At 69.6% G+C, this 18,709-nt stretch carries 20 protein-coding genes; 11 read left to right on the top strand and 9 right to left on the bottom strand.

The genetic code is table 11. The annotated features are described in order from the left end of the window. Positions 1-75: 75 nt before the first annotated feature. Complete coding sequence (locus JOD54_RS25920) at positions 76-336, top strand: YceI family protein (protein ID WP_204454063.1); 261 nt, start codon at positions 76-78, stop codon at positions 334-336. Between the two features lie 230 nt (positions 337-566). Here JOD54_RS25920 and JOD54_RS25915 read toward each other — a convergent pair whose 3' ends face one another. Together JOD54_RS25915 and JOD54_RS25910 are read right to left on the bottom strand one after the other, a co-directional pair. Continuing rightward, positions 567-1,016 carry a hypothetical protein gene (locus JOD54_RS25915; protein WP_204454060.1) on the bottom strand — a complete coding sequence of 150 codons (450 nt, stop codon included), beginning with the start codon at positions 1,014-1,016 and terminating at the stop codon, positions 567-569. Positions 1,017-1,055: 39 nt separating this feature from the next. Beyond that, a complete protein-coding gene (locus JOD54_RS25910) occupies positions 1,056-1,943 on the bottom strand; it encodes a helix-turn-helix domain-containing protein (protein ID WP_204454058.1) in 888 nt (295 codons plus the stop codon). Between the two features lie 267 nt (positions 1,944-2,210). Between JOD54_RS25910 and JOD54_RS25905 the strand changes: the two genes are divergently transcribed. Continuing rightward, positions 2,211-2,429: a DUF397 domain-containing protein gene (locus tag JOD54_RS25905; protein ID WP_307860276.1), complete on the top strand. Its 219-nt coding sequence runs from the start codon at positions 2,211-2,213 to the stop codon at positions 2,427-2,429. 8 nt (positions 2,430-2,437) lie between these two features. Here the strand turns inward: JOD54_RS25905 and JOD54_RS25900 are convergent, their stop codons facing one another. Together JOD54_RS25900 and JOD54_RS25895 are read right to left on the bottom strand one after the other, a co-directional pair. Further along, entirely contained in the window at positions 2,438-3,373 is a 936-nt protein-coding gene (locus JOD54_RS25900) for a WD40 repeat domain-containing protein (RefSeq protein ID WP_204454055.1), read from the bottom strand. 407 nt (positions 3,374-3,780) lie between these two features. Then, a complete protein-coding gene (locus JOD54_RS25895; protein ID WP_204454053.1) occupies positions 3,781-4,947 on the bottom strand; it encodes a S8 family peptidase in 1,167 nt (388 codons plus the stop codon). 309 nt (positions 4,948-5,256) lie between these two features. Between JOD54_RS25895 and JOD54_RS25890 the strand changes: the two genes are divergently transcribed. Continuing rightward, on the top strand, positions 5,257-5,592 hold the full coding sequence (locus tag JOD54_RS25890) for a hypothetical protein (RefSeq protein ID WP_204454051.1): 336 nt from the start codon (positions 5,257-5,259) through the stop codon (positions 5,590-5,592). Between the two features lie 4 nt (positions 5,593-5,596). Here JOD54_RS25890 and JOD54_RS25885 read toward each other — a convergent pair whose 3' ends face one another. The 4 genes from JOD54_RS25885 to JOD54_RS25870 all read right to left on the bottom strand — a co-directional run bounded on the left by JOD54_RS25885 (position 5,597) and on the right by JOD54_RS25870 (position 10,081). Next, entirely contained in the window at positions 5,597-6,535 is a 939-nt protein-coding gene (locus JOD54_RS25885; protein ID WP_204454048.1) for a helix-turn-helix domain-containing protein, read from the bottom strand. A gap of 110 nt (positions 6,536-6,645) precedes the next feature. Then, positions 6,646-7,857: a S1 family peptidase gene (locus tag JOD54_RS25880; RefSeq protein WP_204454046.1), complete on the bottom strand. Its 1,212-nt coding sequence runs from the start codon at positions 7,855-7,857 to the stop codon at positions 6,646-6,648. A 734-nt stretch (positions 7,858-8,591) separates the two neighbouring features. Next, positions 8,592-8,744 carry a hypothetical protein gene (locus tag JOD54_RS25875; protein ID WP_204454044.1) on the bottom strand — a complete coding sequence of 51 codons (153 nt, stop codon included), beginning with the start codon at positions 8,742-8,744 and terminating at the stop codon, positions 8,592-8,594. 77 nt (positions 8,745-8,821) lie between these two features. Beyond that, positions 8,822-10,081: a hypothetical protein gene (locus tag JOD54_RS25870; RefSeq protein WP_204454042.1), complete on the bottom strand. Its 1,260-nt coding sequence runs from the start codon at positions 10,079-10,081 to the stop codon at positions 8,822-8,824. Between the two features lie 408 nt (positions 10,082-10,489). Between JOD54_RS25870 and JOD54_RS35800 the strand changes: the two genes are divergently transcribed. The 7 genes from JOD54_RS35800 to JOD54_RS25835 all read left to right on the top strand — a co-directional run bounded on the left by JOD54_RS35800 (position 10,490) and on the right by JOD54_RS25835 (position 17,312). Then, positions 10,490-11,827, top strand: coding sequence for a fibronectin type III domain-containing protein (locus JOD54_RS35800; protein ID WP_204454040.1), 1,338 nt, complete (start codon positions 10,490-10,492; stop codon positions 11,825-11,827). 169 nt (positions 11,828-11,996) lie between these two features. Beyond that, positions 11,997-13,178: a DUF418 domain-containing protein gene (locus tag JOD54_RS25860; RefSeq protein WP_204454038.1), complete on the top strand. Its 1,182-nt coding sequence runs from the start codon at positions 11,997-11,999 to the stop codon at positions 13,176-13,178. After that, positions 13,175-14,368, top strand: coding sequence for a sensor histidine kinase (locus JOD54_RS35795; protein WP_204454035.1), 1,194 nt, complete (start codon positions 13,175-13,177; stop codon positions 14,366-14,368). The genes JOD54_RS25860 and JOD54_RS35795 overlap by 4 nt, the downstream gene beginning before the upstream one ends. Then, on the top strand, positions 14,365-14,988 hold the full coding sequence (locus JOD54_RS25850; protein WP_204454033.1) for a response regulator: 624 nt from the start codon (positions 14,365-14,367) through the stop codon (positions 14,986-14,988). The genes JOD54_RS35795 and JOD54_RS25850 overlap by 4 nt, the downstream gene beginning before the upstream one ends. Positions 14,989-14,997: 9 nt before the next feature. Then, positions 14,998-15,645, top strand: coding sequence for a maleylpyruvate isomerase N-terminal domain-containing protein (locus JOD54_RS25845; protein ID WP_204454031.1), 648 nt, complete (start codon positions 14,998-15,000; stop codon positions 15,643-15,645). 105 nt (positions 15,646-15,750) lie between these two features. Continuing rightward, positions 15,751-16,209, top strand: coding sequence for a hypothetical protein (locus JOD54_RS25840; RefSeq protein WP_204454029.1), 459 nt, complete (start codon positions 15,751-15,753; stop codon positions 16,207-16,209). Positions 16,210-16,340: 131 nt separating this feature from the next. Then, positions 16,341-17,312, top strand: a complete 972-nt coding sequence (locus JOD54_RS25835; RefSeq protein ID WP_204454027.1) for an NAD(P)-dependent alcohol dehydrogenase — start codon at positions 16,341-16,343, stop codon at positions 17,310-17,312. A 15-nt stretch (positions 17,313-17,327) separates the two neighbouring features. Here the strand turns inward: JOD54_RS25835 and JOD54_RS25830 are convergent, their stop codons facing one another. Continuing rightward, positions 17,328-18,053 (bottom strand): class I SAM-dependent methyltransferase, encoded by a 726-nt coding sequence (locus JOD54_RS25830; protein ID WP_204454025.1) that lies wholly within the window; start codon positions 18,051-18,053, stop codon positions 17,328-17,330. Between the two features lie 71 nt (positions 18,054-18,124). Between JOD54_RS25830 and JOD54_RS25825 the strand changes: the two genes are divergently transcribed. Beyond that, complete coding sequence (locus tag JOD54_RS25825) at positions 18,125-18,703, top strand: CGNR zinc finger domain-containing protein (RefSeq protein WP_204454022.1); 579 nt, start codon at positions 18,125-18,127, stop codon at positions 18,701-18,703. Positions 18,704-18,709 lie beyond the last annotated feature (6 nt).

The following is an 18,709-nucleotide window of genomic DNA, read 5'->3' as shown; positions in this document are numbered from 1 at the left end:
CGTGCGCGAGACACCTGTCGGCGCGCCGCACTACACTGCGGCGGCACCACGTCACGCCGCACACTGGGGGACAGCATGACCGGCCACGGAATCCCGCCGGGGACCTACGCCATCGACCCGAGCCGATCCGCGGTCCGGTTCCGCACCAGGCACGTCTTCGGCCTGTTGCCGGTCACCGGGTCCTTCCCGCTCACCGAGGGCCGCGTCACCGTCGCCGAGTCCGCCGCGGGCTCCACCGCCACGGTCAACCGGTTCGACTTCGGTGTGACCGCCTTGCCCGGCATGACCGGCCGCGTTCTGCACTTCACCCTCGAGGTGACCACGGTTCGCGACTGACCGAATTCCGCGTCCGCGGAGAAAAGTGGCAGAAAGCCGCGACGCGGGTGGTCAACGCCCGCAACGGCCGCCATTCCCGGGCCGCTGTCCGCGGGGCCGTGTAACGCCCCGTGCGCACACCCCGACGCGGGGGTGTGGCCGCTGGCGGCCATGGGAAGATCATGATCACCGCAGCCGGGTCGATGTGAGTGGAGTGACCGCCGACGATGCCCACCCGCCGTGTCCGACTGCTACCCAAGCTGGTCCTGACGGTCGCCGGGGGCGTGGTCGCCACCGGAGCCGCCCTGGCGCTCGACCACGCCACCGGCAACCTGCCGCTGGCCCTGTCGGCCGGTGCTGTCGTCGCGCTGTCGGTCGGCGTCGGCCTTGACCTCGCGACGGCCGCGTACGAACGTGCTGAGCAGCCAGGTGCCACTGATACCGGCGACTGACAACGCCAGCAGGGCCAACGGCACCGGCGGCACCCAGAAGGACGCCACCACCAAGGGCGCCACGATGAAGAACATGGCGCACAGCACCATGCCGAAGCCGCGCACCAGTTCCGAGTCGCTCTCGAGCCACCTCTGCAGCGTCCGCATCGTCCGGCCCGCCGTGTCGCTGACCCAGTTGAGCACGGCGAGCCGCTCTCCCGCGGCCGGGGCGGGTGCGTCAGGTGGTTTCTCGCGCGCGTGGTCGCCCATGGCGGTGCTCCGGGAGATCTGGGGTGGGGGAGGGGGTACTCACCTGGCGAGTTCGACAGCCAGTCGGTCGCGCAGTTCGGCGATCAGCGCCAGCGACTCCACCGCGCCCAACGACTGCGCCGCGGCCGCGGTGTAGCCGTCGCGGTAGGTCTTGATCTGTTGGTCGGGGCCGCGCAGCAGGTGCTCGCTGTCGCCGGACTCGCGGTAGACCACGACCTCGTTGGGCTCCTCCGCCAGCGGCGAGCCGGGGATCTCGATCACCATGAACGGCTCCCACAGGCCCAGGTGCGCGCTGGCGGTGAACGGCAACACCAGCACGTCCAGGTCCGGCCTGCTGGCCAGTTCGTGCAGCCGCTCCAACTGCGCCAGGAACACCTGGGGCCCGCCGATCCGGCGGTGCAGCAGCGCCTCGTCCAGCACGAAGGTCGACTTCGGGCCGTCGTCGAGCAGCCGCTGGCGCACCATGCGCGCGCGCAGCAGGGCGTCGAACGGCTCGTCGGAGTGCCGGACCGAGAGCAGGGCGTGCGCGTAGCCGTGGGTCTGCAGCAGGCCGGGCAGCACCACGGTGTCCACCGACCAGATCTCCGACGCCGAGGCCTCGTAGGCGGTGAGCAGGTCGTAGGCCTCGCTGAAGTGCTTGCGGTAGGGCGCGAACGGATCGCGCCGCCTGGCCCGGCGGGCCATCGCCAGCACGCGTTCGACGGTGTCGGGGTCGGTGACGCCGTAGAGGTCCAGCAGCGCTTTGGCGTCGGTCATCTGGATGCCGACGGCGGCGGTTTCGACCCGGTTGAGCTTGCTCACCGACCAGCCAAGCGCGGCGGCGGCCGCGGCCTGGTTCATCCCGGCCGTGGTCCGCGCCGCACCCAGGTACTCCGCCAGCCAGTGCCGCAGCACCAGCGGCCGGAGCTCGGCCCGGCCGTCGGTCATGATCACTCCTTGTCACCCGATCGGGGTCCTCCGTTGGGGGGCGGAGTGGCCGACCCGCAATCGGCTTATCGGCCACTTGGGCCACGTGTTCGCACGTTATCACGAGCGCAACAGGGTTGACAGGCGGCTACTGCGCCGATCGGTTCACCCTTGATCGCACCCGCAGGTGCACGTGCGACTACTCAGAGTCGCCGATCGCGAGGTGTGTCGTCCGTGGCCCCCGGCACACCCGCTCGGCGGATTCGAAGGCATTCCCGGCTCCCGATAATGGGTCCCGGGAAAAGGGGACACCGAAGGGGAACAACCATGCGAGAGATGTCATCCTGGCGGCGCAGCACGCGTTCTCTGGGCGGGAACTGCGTCGAAATCGCGCGCGCGACCAATCGAGTCCTGGTACGCGACTCGAAGAATCCACGACAAATACTGGACATTCCCGCACCCCCGGCGGAATTCTTTCTCCACCACCTCGGGTGCGGAGTCGCGTAAATCCGCCGTCAGGGCCGCCAGCACCGCAGCGCGCCGTCGCGGAACTCGGCGAACGCCCCCGTCGCCGGGTTCCGCGCCACGGGCCGGTACCCGGCGAGCACCCCAACCCGCTCCCGCGTCTCGGTCGACCACACCTGAAGGCCCCCCGGCGCGGCGGCGTAGAGCAGGGCTCCATCTGACCACAGAGGACCTTCGGCGCCGTCGATCGTCCACTTGACACGCCCGCTGGGGATCTCCACCGCCCTGGTGCCGCCGTACCCCTGTACCGCGACGGTGTCGTTGTCGACCCACGCCACCGGCCGGTCCCAGTTGTCGGGGTAGCCGACGCCCGCGTCGGCCTCGGCCGCGTACACCGCCCCGGCCCGCCACGCCGCCAGGTCGATCACCACCTGCGCCGCCGCTGGCTGCCACACCCACCCGTCGACGAGCACCCACCGCCCCGACGGGCTGACCGCCAACGCCCCGTGAAAGTAGTCCAACTCGTTGTCATCGTCGAACTCCCGCCCCGTCAACAACCGCCCACTCCCCGCGTCGTACACGTCCAACCGGTTCCACCGACTGGCCGCCACCACCGCGGTGTCCTCCCCCGCCCCCACAAACCCGAACGGAAACGGCGTCACCCCAGAGCAATAGTCCCCCCGCCCCACCTCAAGCGTCGTCAAGCCGGTGGACAGGTCAACCACCACCCCGGTGTCCCCGTAATCCACCACCACCCCCGCGAACCGCCCATCGGCCGACGTGTGCAACGCCAACCGCTCCCGAGATCCTTTCGGCTGCAGCTCCACCCTTCCCCGCACCCGTCGAACTCCGGAGTCGCCGATCTCCACCAACCCGACGTCCCCCGCGACCAGCCACCCCGACCCCAGCGCCGCCACACACCGATCGTTCGAGGGAACGTCAGGGCACTCGTACTCCGCCCAACTCCCGCCCAAGTCATCACTCACGCCGCCGAGTATGCCGCCTCCTGGCGACCAGGCCGCGTCCACAATGCCCACACCCCTGCCAGCCACAGGACACTCGAAAGTCACTGGTGCCAGAACACTCCCCGAGTCGTCCCACCCAGCCCTGCCACTGGACACTCGGAACCTCCGGTGCCAACTGCTCAATGGGGCGGACTTGTTTTGCGTGGGGTGGCGGCAGTCGTAGCGTTGTGCGCTGCAGGGCCATGCTCTTCGGCCCCAGCTTTGCGGTCCTGCCACGGCTGGCGCAGGGGCCCCGCGCAAAACAAGTTCGCCCCATCGAGCACACCGGACCACCACGATCCAGCGCAATGCCGCAGGCGAGCCGATCGAGCCACGACAGAGCGTGCCCGCCCCGGTGCCTGTCCGGGGCGGGCACGGGCTCGCGGGTGTCAGGCCCCGGTGTAGACGAGGTTGTTGGGGCTGCGCGGGTCGGTGATCTTGTTCTTCGTGGCCGCGGCGACCAGGGCGTCGCGGACTTGGGCGGGGGTGGCGGTGCGGCCGGTCAGGTAGAGGGCGGCGGCGCCCGCTACGTGGGGGGTGGCCTGGGAGGTGCCGCTGACCGTGTCGGTGGCGGTGTCGGAGGTGCGCCAGGCCGACTTGATGTCGACGCCGGGGCCGAAGAGGTCTACGCCGTTGCCGTAGTTGGAGAAGGACGCCCGGCGGTCGGTGTTGTCGGAGGCGGCGACGGTGATCGCTTCCGGGACCCGGGCGGGGGAGAAGCCTGCGGCGTCGGCGTTGGAGTTGCCCGCGGCGACGACGAAGGTGACGCCCGCTCGGATCGCCTTCTGCACCGCGGTGTCGACGGTGGCGTTGGTGCCGCCGCCGAGGCTCAGGTTCGCCACGGCCTTCTTGCCCGCCGCGTCCTTGGCGACCCAGTCGATGCCCGCGACGACACCGGAGATGTTGCCGCTGCCGTTGTTGCCGAGCACCCGCACCGCGACGATGCTGACCTGCTTGGCCACGCCGTAGGTGCGGCCGCCGACGATGCCCGCCACGTGCGTGCCGTGCCCGTGGCCGTCCTGCGCGACGGTGTCGTTGTCGACCGCGTCGAACCCGTTGCGCGCCCGTCCGCCGAACTCGGAGTGGCTGATCCGCACACCGGTGTCCACGACGTACGCGGTGACGCCGCTGCCGCCGTTGTCCGGGTAGGTGTAGGACTTGCTCAGCGGTAGGTTCCGCTGGTCGATGCGGTCGAGGCCCCACGGCGGGTTGGCCTGGGTGCCCTGGATGCCGACCACCTCGTCCTGCGCGACATAAGCCACCGATGGGTCGGCGGCGATTCGGCGCGCGGCCCGATCGGACAGCTTCGCGGAGTACCCGGACAACACCGTGGAATAGGTGTGGGTCACGGTTCCGCCGTAGCGCGTGGCGTGGTCAGCGGCCGCCGCGTGCACGGTGCCGTCCTTGAACACCACGACGTACGAGCCGGTCACCGCGGTGCCGGACGCGGCCCTGACCTGGCCTTCTGCCGCCTGCGCCGGTGACGCGAGCGCTGTGGTGACCGCCGCGGCGGCGACCGCGGCGGTGGCGAGTTTCGCGCGGAAATAAATGGACATTGATGCGCCTTCCCTCACTGGCCCTCCGAGTGGGGCCTGGGAAAAGCTTCGCAGGAAAACGGGTGGAGTTCGCCCAACACCGTTCCCACTTCCCATTGTGTAACACGCGCCCCGGGTGCACCCTGCGGCTATGGCGCGACCATTGCCGGAAAGTCACCGAATCGGCGCCGGAATCCGTTCCACGCGCTGAGATCACCCGTTCGGAGTCGCGACCGGACACCCGTCGCACCGTCGGTCATCGCGAATCCGGTGGCAGGCACCGGCGCCGGGTGGGTACGGTGCCTGCAAGTGTCCTCAGTGGAGATTTGGATGTCCGGTGACGTGATCCTCAGCCGCACCCGCGGCCCCAGTGCCGACGAGGTGCACTGGAGTTGCACCACCGGGGTGGTCTACTGGATCCGCGCGTTCATCGCCGAACGCGTCGACGACCCGGACCTCGCCGCCGAACTCGCCGTCGAGATCCAGTACCTGATGCTGTACGCCTACACCGATGAGCAGGTGCGCGCGATCGTCCGCGTGATCCTCCACGACATGCCCGCGGGCGTGGACGAGGCCTTCGCGCACAGCCCGGGGGGCCAGGCCGAGGTGCGGGAACTGATCGCCATGGTCGACCAGTGGGCGCACCGGTACGGGTTCGCCGACTAGGGCTTCACTCCCAGCGCCAGGACATCCCGTAGACGCCGGGGGCGCACTTGGGGATGAAGGTGTGCACGGTGTGGGTGGCGTCGGGGAGCAGGCGCTGGCGTTGTTTGGCGGCGGCGGGGACGGTGGGGCGGTAGAAGCCGACGCAGCGGGTGGGTGGGTCGGTGGGGTCGAACCGGACGCGCAGCAGGAACGCGTGCACGGGGGTGCGGAAGCGGTGCTCGTGCGCCCGGGAGGGGACCGCGCTCTCACCGAGGACGGTGTCGTACTCGACGACCACCGTCTCGTTCTTGGCCAGGGCCCGGTCGAAGCGGATCTCCGCGGCGAGGAAGCCCGCCTCGTGGTCGACCCGGACGTCGCCGAGCCTGCCCGAGTGCACCCGGACCTCCGAGGGCATGACGTCGCCCTCGTCGACGCCGTGCACGTACAGGAACCGGTCCTGGTCGTCCTGCACCGCGCGCAGCACCTGTGTGGTGGAGATGCGACGCAGCGACCTGGTCGCGTCGACGGTGCAGGTCTCGGTCATGGTCAGCACGACGATGCCCTCGTTGAACTGCTCGAACGAGGTACCCAGCAGCCGCCGCATGGGTGAGTCCTCGCCGTAGAGGTGACGGCCAGTGACCTTGCCCGCGGTCAGCGGGCGACCGCGCGGCTTGGGCGGGTCGAGCAGGTCGAACAGCGCGTTCGGCCGCAGGTTGAGGATCGTTTCCAACTCCCGCAGCGCGCGCAGCGACTTGGGCCGCTCCGGGCGGCTGCGGCCCTGCTGCCAGTAGCTGAGGGTGGCGAGGCTGATGTCGACGCCGCGCGCGGCCAGCCTGCTGCGGATCCGGTCGAGGGTCAGGTCCCGCCGGGTGATCGCGGCCCGCAGCGCCGCACCGAAGGTCTCCTCGTCCCGACCTGGTCGGCGGCGGTCCTCGGTGCTCTCGGGGGGCGGGAACCGGGTCACGGCCCTCCTCGTGCGGGATGTGTCGGATGGCGAGCGGGCAGTATCACCCGAACGACACCGTCGCTGCCACCCCTGTGTGGGTGACAGCGACGGTGCGTGACCAGTCGGGATCAGCCGACGTTGAGGGTGAGGCCGTAGTAGGACAGGGCGTCGCTCAGCGGCTGGAAGTACGAGGACTTGCCGCTCTGGTTGCCGCCGTTGAAGGTGCACTGCTGGCCGGTGGGGCCGCCGGAGGTCATGCCCTGGGCCTGGTTGCCGGAGATGTAGGCGCCGCCGCTGTCACCGCCCATGGTGCAGACCGTGGAGCTGCCCAGGCCGCGGACCACGGTGTTCGGGCCGCCGTTGGGGTCGGTGTAGGTGACCGTGACGTTGTAGGCCTTGATGGTGCCGCAGGTCCAGCCGGTGGTGGCGCCGGACTTGCAGATCGAGGCGCCGACGGCCGCCTTGGTGCCGCCGCGCACCGCGATGGTGCCCTGGGCGCCCCAGGTGCCGACCTGCGTCGCGATGGAGTTGCCCGAGTTGATCTTGGCGACACCCATGTCCACGCTGTTGCTGCCGAGCGCGTAGCGGGTGTTGGTGCCCTTCGCGAACGCGGCGCCGTTGAAGTGCAGAGACGGCAGACCCGCGACGCAGTGGCCCGCGGTGACCAGGTACTGCACCCCGGAGGAGTTGCGCGCGCCGAAGCCCACCGAGCAGTAGCCGCTGCCGCCGTTGATGTTCATCTTGCTGCCCGGGTACACCGTCGCCTGCGCCTGCAGGGTCGTCGCGGTGTTCTCCACCCGCACCGCCGACCCGAACCGGGCCGCCTCGGCCAGGAACGCCTTGGCCTGCGGGCTCGCCGCGTTGGTCACCTCCACCTTCACCACGTCACCCGCCAGGTCGACGCTCCACGCCGCGACACCGCTGGGCACCTGCCGCGACGCGATCTGGTCGAGCTGCGCCTGGACCTTGTTCAGCGCGGCCTCGCCCCGAGCGGGCGTGCGCACGGTCAACCCGGCCTGCCTGACCTTCGCCGCCACCCCCGCGTCCGCGGTGTTGACGGTCAGGTTCCCGTTCCCGTCCACAAAAGCGCCGTCAACCCGCACACCACTCCGGGTCAACCCGTCGAGCCGCTGCTGCTGGTCGGCCTCCTTGTCCAACCGAGCGACCGCCCCCTTCTCATCCACCCCCAACGTCTTCGCCAACACCGAAACCATCTCCGGCTGGTACCTAGGCTGCTGCTCTTGCGCCGCCGTCGCCGACCCGCTCACCGCGAACCCCAACGGAACCAACGCCGAAGCCGCCGCAGCGGCGATGAGCGATTTCTTCACGCTGAACGACATGATCCAAGCCTTTCCTGACCAGGGTCGGCGCACGCAGGATTGGAGAATGGACAACCCACACTCTCCGAACACCAATCCCTGGCGACCGGTGGGACTTCCGGTCGCTGAGCAAAGACTCTCCTACCTCACACACCTGACAGACAAGGGACAGTCGTGGGGCCACTTTTCACAGACTTGACCCCATTCCTTGAAACCTCGACTGGACCCTCGGATCCGACTACCAGCCAGTGCAGGTGGGGCGGCCAGGACACACGATCCGAAGCCGATTCACCCCGGAAATCAGGCGATTACCAGAACAGGGACTCGGGTGTGAACAGGAATTAGCCACGCTCCAGGAAGCCGCCGATGCCAACCCGGCCCGCCGAGTCAGCCCCGCCAGCCCGGCCACTGGACACTCGGAACAGCCAGTGCCACCTCAACCACCCGACTCCGACCACCCAAGCCGACCACCGCTCCTAGGAAGCCGCCCACCCAATGCTCGATGGGGCGGACTTGTTTTGCGTGGGGTGGCGGCAGTCGTAGCGTTCCTGCGCGGACAGGGCCATGCTTTTCGGCCCCAGCTTTGCGGTCCTGCCACGGCTGGCGCAGGGGCCCCGCGCAAAACAAGTTCGCCCCATCGAGCACACCGCACCACCCACGGATCCAGCGCAATGCCGAAGGCGAGCCGACCCCGGAAGCCGCCCCGAACACGCCAAAGGGGGCCGCCCACCCGGACGGCCCCCTCCAAGCACACCTCAGAACACCAACACCGCCAGCAGGATCAGCGCCAACGCCACCGCCACGATGGTCGGGATCAGGGCCGGTGACCTGCGGTAGTGGCTCTGCACCGATGTCGTGCGGAACCAGCTGCCCGGCAGTCGACGGCGGTGCTGTTGAACCCTAGGCATGGCCACTCCCAACCCGTTGTCCGTACGCGATCACCCTTCACGTACCACCGGAGCCGGACGATCACACCCGGGGCGCGCTACTTCTCGGCGTCGTGCCAGGCACCCTTGTTGTCGATGTGGTCGCCGGTGGTTTCCTTGAGGTTGGTTCGCTTGAGGACGTTGAAGCGCTTGTTGTCCTCGTCCCACTTCACGAACAGGGGGAAGACCTCGGAGGCGTGCTCTCGGTAGACCATGACGATCTCGTTGACCGGTTGGGTGGCGCCGTCGCCGAGGATGGCGCTGTGCTCGAGGGCGTTGGTGCGGCGGGCGGCCAGGTAGTCGGCGTCGGCGCCGACCACGTCGCCGTTGCGGAGGTGGACGCGGCCGGTGACGCCGTAGCGGAACTGGGGTTGGGCGGGCGCGCCGGTGGAGTCGTCGACGAAGATGGTGTGCATGTCGCTGCCCTGGGCCAGGCGGATCCTGGTGAAGCGGTTGCGCATGGCGCGCAGGGCGTCGGCGTCCGGTTCGGTCAGCGAGCAGATCGCGTGGAAGATCTTCGAGTCCCGCTCGGTCGGCACCGGCATCAGCACCAGGGTGGCGTCCTTGTAGAACTTCAGCTGCTTGTCCAGCGTCGGCTTGCCTTCGCCGGAGTCAAGCAGCGAGGCGCTCAGGTCGTGCAAACCCAGCCGCACCTTGGAGTTCGCGCTGGTGATCGGGTCGCGGAAGTTGCCGGGCTTGAGCCGCTCCAGCACGCCCTCGACGGTGCGGTCGAGCACGATCTCGCGCCGCTTGTCGGTGTTCTTGCGCTCGTGCAGGTTGACCACCGAGAAGCTGCCGCCCCGGCCCGCGGTGTTGACCTGCCTGGCGGAGATCCGGTTGGCCGCGAACGCCCCGGCCCAGGTCTCCTTCGCCTCGGCCTCCTTCACCGCCTTCCACCACGCGGCGATCTCGTCGGCGCGGTCGCTCCACTTGGTGCCGGTGCCGCCGAGCGCGGTCAGCCCCTCGCGCAGCACCCGCGCCTCGGTCAACCGCTGGGCCTCCTTGCGCTCGGCGGCCTTGCGCACCTGCTCCTCGATCCACCGCGGATCCGACCGGAGCTTGATCTCCTCGGCGAGCGCCGCCACCTCCGTCGCCTCCAGGAACGGCGACTTGACCCGGTCCTTGAGCAGTTCGTGCACCTCCCGCAGCTCGGGCAGGCTCAGCTCACTGGTCGTCAACTTCGTGTCGGGCACCAGCGCACCCTGGATGGCGTCCCACACCTCGTCCTCGGTGTTGAGCAACTCCCGCAGCCGCGCGATCTCCGCCTTGTCCTCATCGGCGTCGAACACCTTGACCCACTTGACCCAGCCGATCTTCATCCGCACTCCCCACCGCCGGTCCACACCTGCCAGGTGGAGATCGACCCCCGCGCGCGGCCCGTTTCCGACCAGCACCTTTCCGCCGTCCCGACCGGACCCCGCTGACGCCGCCCGCCCCGGCCCCGACTGCCTCAGCAGGGGCCGCGTCAGGTCAGCGCGGCCAACTGGTCGCCGTACTCGGTCCGCCCCACCCAGCCCGACGGCCACCCAGCACCGCACCCCCCGGATGAGCGCACCCAGCGGCACGCCAGCGAGAACTGCCCAGCGGCTCACGGCGATCGAATTGTGCGTTGGGTCAACTGTTCGAGGAAAGAAGCATTGGCCTGCATTCGGCGCAATCCCTTTGGCAGGTAAAGAAAGCGACCCTAGCATTGGGATCACCCTGCTTCCCTAGCGAATGGATGGCCCGTGCGCACAAGGAGAATGGCCGCCGCTGTGGTGGTGGCGGTTGGTGTGGCGGTGGTGACCGCGGTCCCGGCGGTCGCCCAGGTGATGTCGGTGGAGGTGACCGGGCAGTGCGCCGATCCTGTGGTGGGGTCGGTGCGGGTGGCCGCGAGCGCCGATGTGGAGAACCCGGCGCTGATCAGCCCCGGGGCGGAGATGCGGCGGATCACCGGTGCCGCGACCCTGCCCGCCGCGGCGGTTGACGCGTTGATCGCGCGTGGTGCCACCACGATCGAGGGGCAGGTGAGCCTGAAGGTCGCGGTCACCGGCACCTACAGCGTCCAGGGGGTCAACACGCTGCACATGACCAAGGCCCCGCTGGTCCCTGGCCAGGACCTGACCCTCCCCGTCGTCGGGTACACCGCCCCGGTGTACTCCAGCTACCTCGTCGGCACCAACTACGTCGACGTCACCGGCCTGTCGCTCAACCTCTCGGCGCGCCGCGCCGACACCTCCCAGGTCGTCCGGGGAGGTCTCAACACCCAGTGCACGCTGGCCGAGCCGCGCCGCTGGATGACCATCCGCACCGACAGCATCATCGCCGAATACCACCCGGCGCCGCGCAACTTGAAGTTCACCAACGTCACCACCGACAGCATCACCGTGTCGTGGGATCCCACCCGCGGTCTGATGGGCCCGCCCCTGGGGTATGACATCCTGGTCGACGAGGTCGCCACCGTCCGGGTCATCGGCCCGTCGAACACCACGGGCACCATCACCGGCCTCAAGCCCAACACGACCTACTACGTGCGCGTGAAGGCCATCGACATGGGTGGTGAGCGGCGCAGTGAGGTCTTCCCGATCCGCACCAAGGACTTCTTCGCCTACCACTACTTCGACGTCAGCGGCGCGATCGGCATTAGAGGCACGCACGTCGACATCTTGGGTGAGCAGACGACCAAGCTCGAGTTGGCACCTTCCACGCACACCTCGAACCTGACTTTCGCGCCCACCCAGGCCCGCCTCGGCACGTACGGCAGCGCGCGCGTCGAGTTCACCCCGGTCGCACCCGCCACCGGCACCTACCAGGCGGGCGTCTTCACGGTGACGACCCGCCAGAAGGTCACCGTCCCGCGGATCACCATCGGCAACCGCACCTACCTCACGCCGAACTGCTCGACGGTGGTGTCCCTGCCGCTGACCTCCGGGCCGGACTTCAAGTTCAACGGAACGCCCAACCGGCTCAACGGCAGCCTCACCATCCCGCCGTTCCGCAACTGCGGCCAGGTCACCAGCACGCTCAACCAGTGGGTGTCGGGCACCAGCACCGCGGAGTTCGACCTCACCACCTACGCGGACTAGAACCGGTGTGGTGGCGCTCATCCCGAGCGCCACCACAGCCCGGCCAGATGAACATGCTCACGGAACCGCGCATCAGCCAGGTGGTTGATGCCGTGCACCGAGCGGTGGACCCCGGCTTTCGGTCGAACCGCCGATCCGCGACCCCGCGTTCGGGCAGCACGCTGGCACCATGTCGCTCAACGAAGCCACCGCGCGGGTGCGGCCGGTGTCCGGTCGGGACCGTTCGCTCGCCCCGGACCTCGCCCGCGGTCTGATGCTCGCCCTGATCGCGTTGGCCAACTCCGTGTACTACCTGCACGACCGGCCCTACGGCATCCGCCAGCACATCGTGGAAACCGGGATGCTCGACCGGATCGTCAGCGTCATCGACGTGGCTCTGGTCGACGCGCGCGCTTACCCGATGTTCGCCGCCCTGTTCGCCTATGGGGTCGTGCAGGTGTTCCAGCGGCACCGCGACGCCGGTGTGCCCGAGCGCGAGGCCAAGCGGCTGCTGCGGCGCCGGAGCCGGTGGCTGATCATGTTCGGGTTCGTGCACGCCCTGCTGCTGTTCCCCGGTGACGTGCTCGGCCTCTACGGGGTGCTCGGGTTCGTGCTGGTCGGCCTGACCAGGGTGAAGGACCGCACGTTGCTGGTCGCCGCGGGTGCGTGGCTGCTGGTGGTGGCCGTGGTGCAGGGCGCGGCGAACATGTTGCCCGTCACCGGGGACCGGGAGTTCTTCTTCTCCTTCGAGATCGAGAACCCCGTGGAGGCACTGGTCATGCGCCCCATCGAGTGGCTCATGGTGCCCGTCGGCATGGTGGGTGTCGGTGCCGCCGCGCTGGTCGGCACGTGGGCCGCGCGGCGCGGGGTGCTCGCCGACCCCGCCCGGCACCGCACGCTGCTCGTGCGCACCGCGGTGATCGGGTTGGCCACCGCGCTCGCGGGTGGTCTCCCGGTCGCCCTCGCGGTCGGCCACTTCTGGGAGCCGACCGGGCTGGGCACGCTGTGGGCGATCTCCGCGCTGCACGCGGTCAGCGGCATCGCCGGTGGGCTCGGCTACGCGGCGCTGATCGGGCTCGCCGCGAGCCGGATCGGTGATCGGCGGGGTTCGGTGGTCCGAGCCCTCGCCGCCTGCGGGGAGCGGTCGCTGAGCTGCTACCTGTTCCAGTCGATCGTCTTCGTGGCGCTGCTGGTGCCCTACACCCTGGGGCTCGGCGCGACGCTGGGTAGCGCTGAGGTCGCTGTGGTGGCCCTGGGCACCTGGCTGGTGTCGGTGCTGCTGGCCGACCTGCTGCGCCGCGCGCGCAAGCGCGGACCCGCCGAGGTGCTGCTGCGACGGCTGACCTACCCGAGCCGGACAATGGGCGGGTGACCTCGGTGGATGACCAGCTCGGGCTGCGCAGGGAGCAGCGGTGGGACCTGGTGTGGGTACTGGCCCCCTACGGCCTGCTCGTGCTCGCGTGCGGCGCCTCGGCCGTGTTCGACCACGTGGGCTGGCAGCACCGGCTGGTCACTCTGGGTATCGCCGCGGTGCTCGGCGGCTGGCACGCGTTGTTCATCGCCGCCCACGACCGGTTGGGGGAGCGGCGGTGGGCGATGGCGGTGTACTTCGCTGGGCTGCTCGCGCTGACCGCGGTCCTGGTGCTGCGCAGCGACGCGTTCCAGCTGTTCGTGCCCGGGTGCTACCTGCTCGCGTTCGTCGCGCTGCCCGGCTGGCCCGCCTACCTCGGGGTGGTCGCCGCGAACGTCCCGTGGCTGCTGGCGCAGGGCGGCGACACGCGGGCGACCCTGCTGAGCCTGGCGATGGTGACCCCGCTGGTCGCGCTGACCGGGGGCATGATCCGGGCGATGGAGCGGGAGGCGGTCCGGCGCCGCGAGACCAACCGCGAACTCGTCGCGATGGCCGAGGAGAACGCCCGGCTGCACGCGCTGCTGGTCCGGCAGGCGAGGGAGACCGGGATCGCCGAAGAGCGGGCCCGGTTGGCGCGCGAGATCCACGACACGGTCGCGCAGGGGCTCACGGGCATCGTCACGCAGCTGGAGGCCGTTGACGACCGGGTTCCGCTGCCCGTGCGCGGGAGGCTCGTGGTGGCCCGGGATCTGGCGCGGAGCAGCCTCACCGAGGTCCGGCGGTCGATCGAGGCGCTCCGGCCCGGTCCGCTGCAGGACGCCCGACTGGGCGACGCGATCCGTGACACCGTGGGGGCGTGGCAGGAGCAGTACGACATCGCCGCGGCTTTCACCGTCACCGGCACACCGCTGCCGGTGCACTCGGAGGTGGAGGTGACTGTGCTGAGAGCGGCGCAAGAGGCGTTGTCGAATGTGGGTAGGCATGCCGCGGCTACCCGTGTAGACGTCACACTGTCCTACATGGAGGACGTGATCATCCTGGACGTGCGCGATGACGGGATCGGGTTTGACGTCGCTGCCTCTGGCGGGTTCGGTCTCACTGCGCTGCGACAGCGCGTGCGGGCGTTGTCGGGGTCGGTGGACATAGAGTCCGCCCCCGGCGGGGGTACCGCTGTCAGCGTCACTGTGCCGGTGATCGAGGCGGAGCAGTGACGCCCCTGCGGCTGGTGGTCGTCGACGACCACCCTGTCGTCCGCGATGGCCTACGCGGCATGCTCGGTACTCAGCCGGACTTCGACGTAGTCGGTGAAGCTGCCGGTGGCACCGAGGCGCTCGCTGTCGTAAGAGCGAGCCGCCCTGACGTAGTGCTAACGGATTTGCGCATGCCCGAGCCCAGCGGCGCTGCACTGATCAGGCTCATTGCACCGGAGACGAAGGTCCTTGTGCTCACTACGCACGACACCGACTCGGACGTGCTGCCTGCTATCGAGGCAGGGGCCGTGGGATATCTGCTTAAAGACGCCCCGCGCGAGGAGTTGTTCCGTGCAGTTCGTGCTGCCGCGCGCGGAGAGACCGTGCTCGCGCCCTCTGTCGCGGCCTTGCTGTTGAGCCGGGTTCGGCCCCAGCGTCCTCTTGCCGCGCAACTCAGCGCGCGTGAGCGGGAGGTGTTGGCGCTGATCGCTGAGGGGAAGACCAACCGTGAAGCGGCCGCCTTGCTGCACATCAGTGAGGCGACCGTTAAGACTCACCTGCTGCACATCTACGCGAAGCTGGAGGTCCCGGACCGTGCGTCGGCGGTCGCTGCTGCCTATAGGCGGGGGATCTTGAAGTAGCGTGGGGTTGTGGCTCTCTTCGCATTGTCGTGGACAGCGTTGCGCAAAGCAGTCGCCGACCTCTCGGATGAGGACTTCGCCCGCCCGTCCGGGTGTCGCGGCTGGCTGGTGCGTGACCTGGTGTGTCATCTGGTCCTCGACGCGCAGGACGTCCTGATCACCCTGGTCACCCCGGCCGAGACCGAACCGACCGTGGACGCGACCAGCTACTGGCGCCTGGTCGACCCACCGACCGGCGACGACCCGCTCGACGCGTTGATCCCCAGGCTCGCGGCGGCGTACGGCGACCCCGCACTGCTCAAGTTCCACCTCGACGACATCGGCTCCGCCGCGGGCCGCGCCGCCGAGTTCGCCGACCGCACCGATCTCGTCAGCACCCGCGGTGAAGTGCTGACGGTCAACGACTACCTGGCCGCGTACGTGCTCGAGTGGACCCTGCACCACCTCGACCTGACCGCCCACCTGCCTTCGTCCGTGGACCCGCCAGCCTTGATGCCCGCCCGGTTGGCACTGGAGCGGATCGCGGGCGTCCCCTTGCCCGCTTCGATGTCGGACAAGGACGCGCTGCTCGTCGGCACGGGGCGTCGGGCCGCTACCGACCAGGAGAAAGCCGCGCTGGGTGACCTCGCCGCGCGGCTCCCGCTGGTCCTCGGCTGAGCCGCCGGTCGGCTACACGATCGGGTAGGAGTTGGTCGATGTTCGGCGTGTCGTGCAACTCCTCTGGTGTCCGAACAGGTAGCGGAACCAGAGGAGGAACATCCCATGAACCGCCTATCGCGCGCCCTCGTCGGCGCGGCACTGGCAGCCACCGCGACCGGGATCGTCGCACCCGCGGCCGCGGCTGAGGACGGCCCGATGTCCGGCGAGATCACCAACACCCGCGAGTCGTGTGACCGCTCGGGATGGGTCACCACCCACAGAACCAGCCTGCCCGAGGGCACCGGCACCGGCTGCGCCGAGAACACGCGCGCCAAGGTGGACGACCCCGCGTTCCGGTACACCAGCGCCACCGGAACCCACCGGGTCAACGCCATCCCCGACCGCCAGTGCGTCACCACGAACAACGGCGCACCGGCCACGAGCGCGGTCAACGACACCAACCGCATCGCCCTGCTCTACCCCAACTCAACCTGCCAGGGCATCGCCAAGGTCGTCTTCCCCCGCGCCGAACACCGCGGCGCCCCGTTCCTGTCGATGCTGTTCATCACCATCCCGCGATAACCCTTGGGAGCGCGCGGCTTCCCGCTGCGCGCTCCCGCTCGGGGGATCCACCTAGGTGATCACCCTGCTTTGTCCCTGAACTCCGCTGGACACCGAGGTCGGCGGGGGTTCGGGTCGGTACGTTCCTGGCCATGAAAGCCGCTGTGCACGAACGGTTCGGGCCGCCTGGGGTTGTCGGGGTCGTTGAGGTGCCGGTCCCGGTGCCGGGGGTCAACGACGTGTTGATCAAGGTGTTGGCGACGACGGTGACGTCGGCCGAGTGCAATATGCGGCAGGGGAAGCCGGTGTGGGGGCGGGTGATCCTGGGGTTCCGCAGGCCGCGCAAGAGGTTGCGGACGCTGGGGTTGGAGGTCGCCGGGGTGGTTGAGGCGGTGGGGGCGGGGGTTCAGCGGTTCGCGCCTGGGGACGAGGTGTTCGGGTTCACCGGGTTCGCGGTCGGTGGGCACGCCGAATACCTGCGGATGCCCGCGACCGGATCGCTGGCGCCCAAGCCGGTCGGGCTGAGCTTCGAGCAGGCGGCGGCCGCTGTGGACGGTGCCACGACGGCGCTGTTCTTCCTGCGGGACAAGGTTGGGGTGCGACCTGGGCAGCGGGTGCTCATCAACGGCGCGTCGGGAAGTATTGGTACGTACGCGGTCCAGTTGGCCAAGCACCTCGGCGCGGAGGTGGTGGGGGTGTGCGGGCCGAACAACGTCGAGCTGGTGAAGTCCCTCGGCGCCGACGAGGTGATCGACTACACCGAACGGGACTTCACCGCCGACCACGGCCGCTACGACGTCATCTTCGACGCGGTGGCCAAGAGTTCCTTCCCGAAGTCCCGCCGCGCGCTTCGGCCGGGCGGGAAGTACGTCCCCACAACGGGTTTCGACAACAACTTCTGGGCACTGTGGACGATGGTGCGCGGCGGCCCGAAGGTGGTGATCGGCATGTCGGTGAACAAGAACGGCACACTGCCGGTCATCAAGGACCTCCTCGAGTCCGGCACCCTGCGCGTCGTCATCGACCGCACCTACCCACTGGACCAGATCGCCGACGCGTACCGGCACGTCGACACCGGCCACAAGCGCGGCAACGTGGTGATCACGGTGGGCTCCCCGGCCTGAGGCGGCCGCGCGTCGTCAGCGGATGGCGGCGAGGACGCGGCTGTCGCCGTGTTGCCAGATGGTGTCGATCTCGGTGAAGCCCGCTGAGGTCAGGGCTTTGACGTGGGTGGAGAGGGCTTGGGTCTCGGTGTGCGGGTCGTGGCCCGCGCGGGGGACGACGTGGTGGCCGAAGGTGGGGTCCTTGGCGATGGCGTCCCACCACTGCTCCCAGGTGTCGTCGGGGGTGGTGGTGGAGCGGCCGAGGGCCCGGTGGACGCGGGCGAGGGTGGGCGCGGTGTCCTCGGCGGTGAGGTGGTCGCCGTCGAGGAGGATCGCGCCGGGGGCCAGTTTGGCGTGCAGTTCGGCGTAGGCGGCGTGCAGGCGCGGTTCGGGGAGCCAGTGCAGGGCGGTGGTGCTGACCGCCGCGTCCACGGGGCCGTCGAGGACGTCGGACCAGCCGGGTTCGCTGAGGTCCGCGGAGACGAAGCGGAGCCCGGGGGTCTCGGGGTGGGCGGCCTGGGCCAGGGCGAGCAGCAGCGGGTTGGTGTCGATGCCGACGACCTTGGCGCCGGGGATGCGGTCGCGCAGGCGGACGGACAGGGAGCCGGGGCCGCAGCCCAGGTCGACCACTACCGGGTCCGGCTTGCCGGTGATCTCCTGGACGGCGGTGATGATGGTGCTGAACAGGGCTTCGCGGTGGGGGACGTAGAACTGCTGCTGGGCGTCCCAGCGGGCGATCCAAGACTGGGCGTGTTCGCGCACCGAGTACCTCCGTGACTGCTGTGGTCTACGATGACAGTCACCACTCTCGCCGAAGGGGTGTCACTGGTCAAGTGAGATTCGACAGTCACGATGACGGCACGGTCCGAGCTGCCGCCCTCCTGGTGAACGCGGCGACGCCCGGCGAGGCACGCGGGCGGGTGTACGAGCCGCTCAGCGGGCTCGCGCTGCGCGAGGCGGTCACCGAGGCGCTGCGATCGGCGGGCGCCGCTGACCTCGGCGTGGTCACCTCCGCCACTGCCCAGGGCCTGGTCGAGGCCGCGACCACCTTGCGCGGCGTCTTCACCGCGGTCGCCTCCGGTGGCCTGGAAGACGCCGTGCGGTTGGTCAACGAGGCCATGGCCGAACACGAAGTCCGCCCAATCCTCCTCCGCCACGACGACGACCCCACCTGGCACATCCACCAACTCGGCACCGTGGGCGGTCTCGCGGGCCAATGGGCCGGAACCTGCGCCGCGGCCCTCTCCGTGGTGATCGGCAGCCCCGCCGCCACCCGCCTAGGCCTCTGCACCGCCCCCCACTGCGACCGGGTCTACATAGACACCTCCCACAACGGCACCCGCCGCTTCTGCTCCACCCCCTGCCAGAACCGCGTCAAAACGGCCGCCTATCGCGCCCGTTCCACCGCGTAAGGCGTG

This window comes from Actinokineospora baliensis, assembly GCF_016907695.1.
In the GTDB taxonomy this organism is placed as follows: Bacteria; Actinomycetota; Actinomycetes; order Mycobacteriales; family Pseudonocardiaceae; genus Actinokineospora; species Actinokineospora baliensis.
Note: the sequence above shows the minus strand (reverse complement) of the source record. Positions and strands in the feature narration are given on the sequence as shown.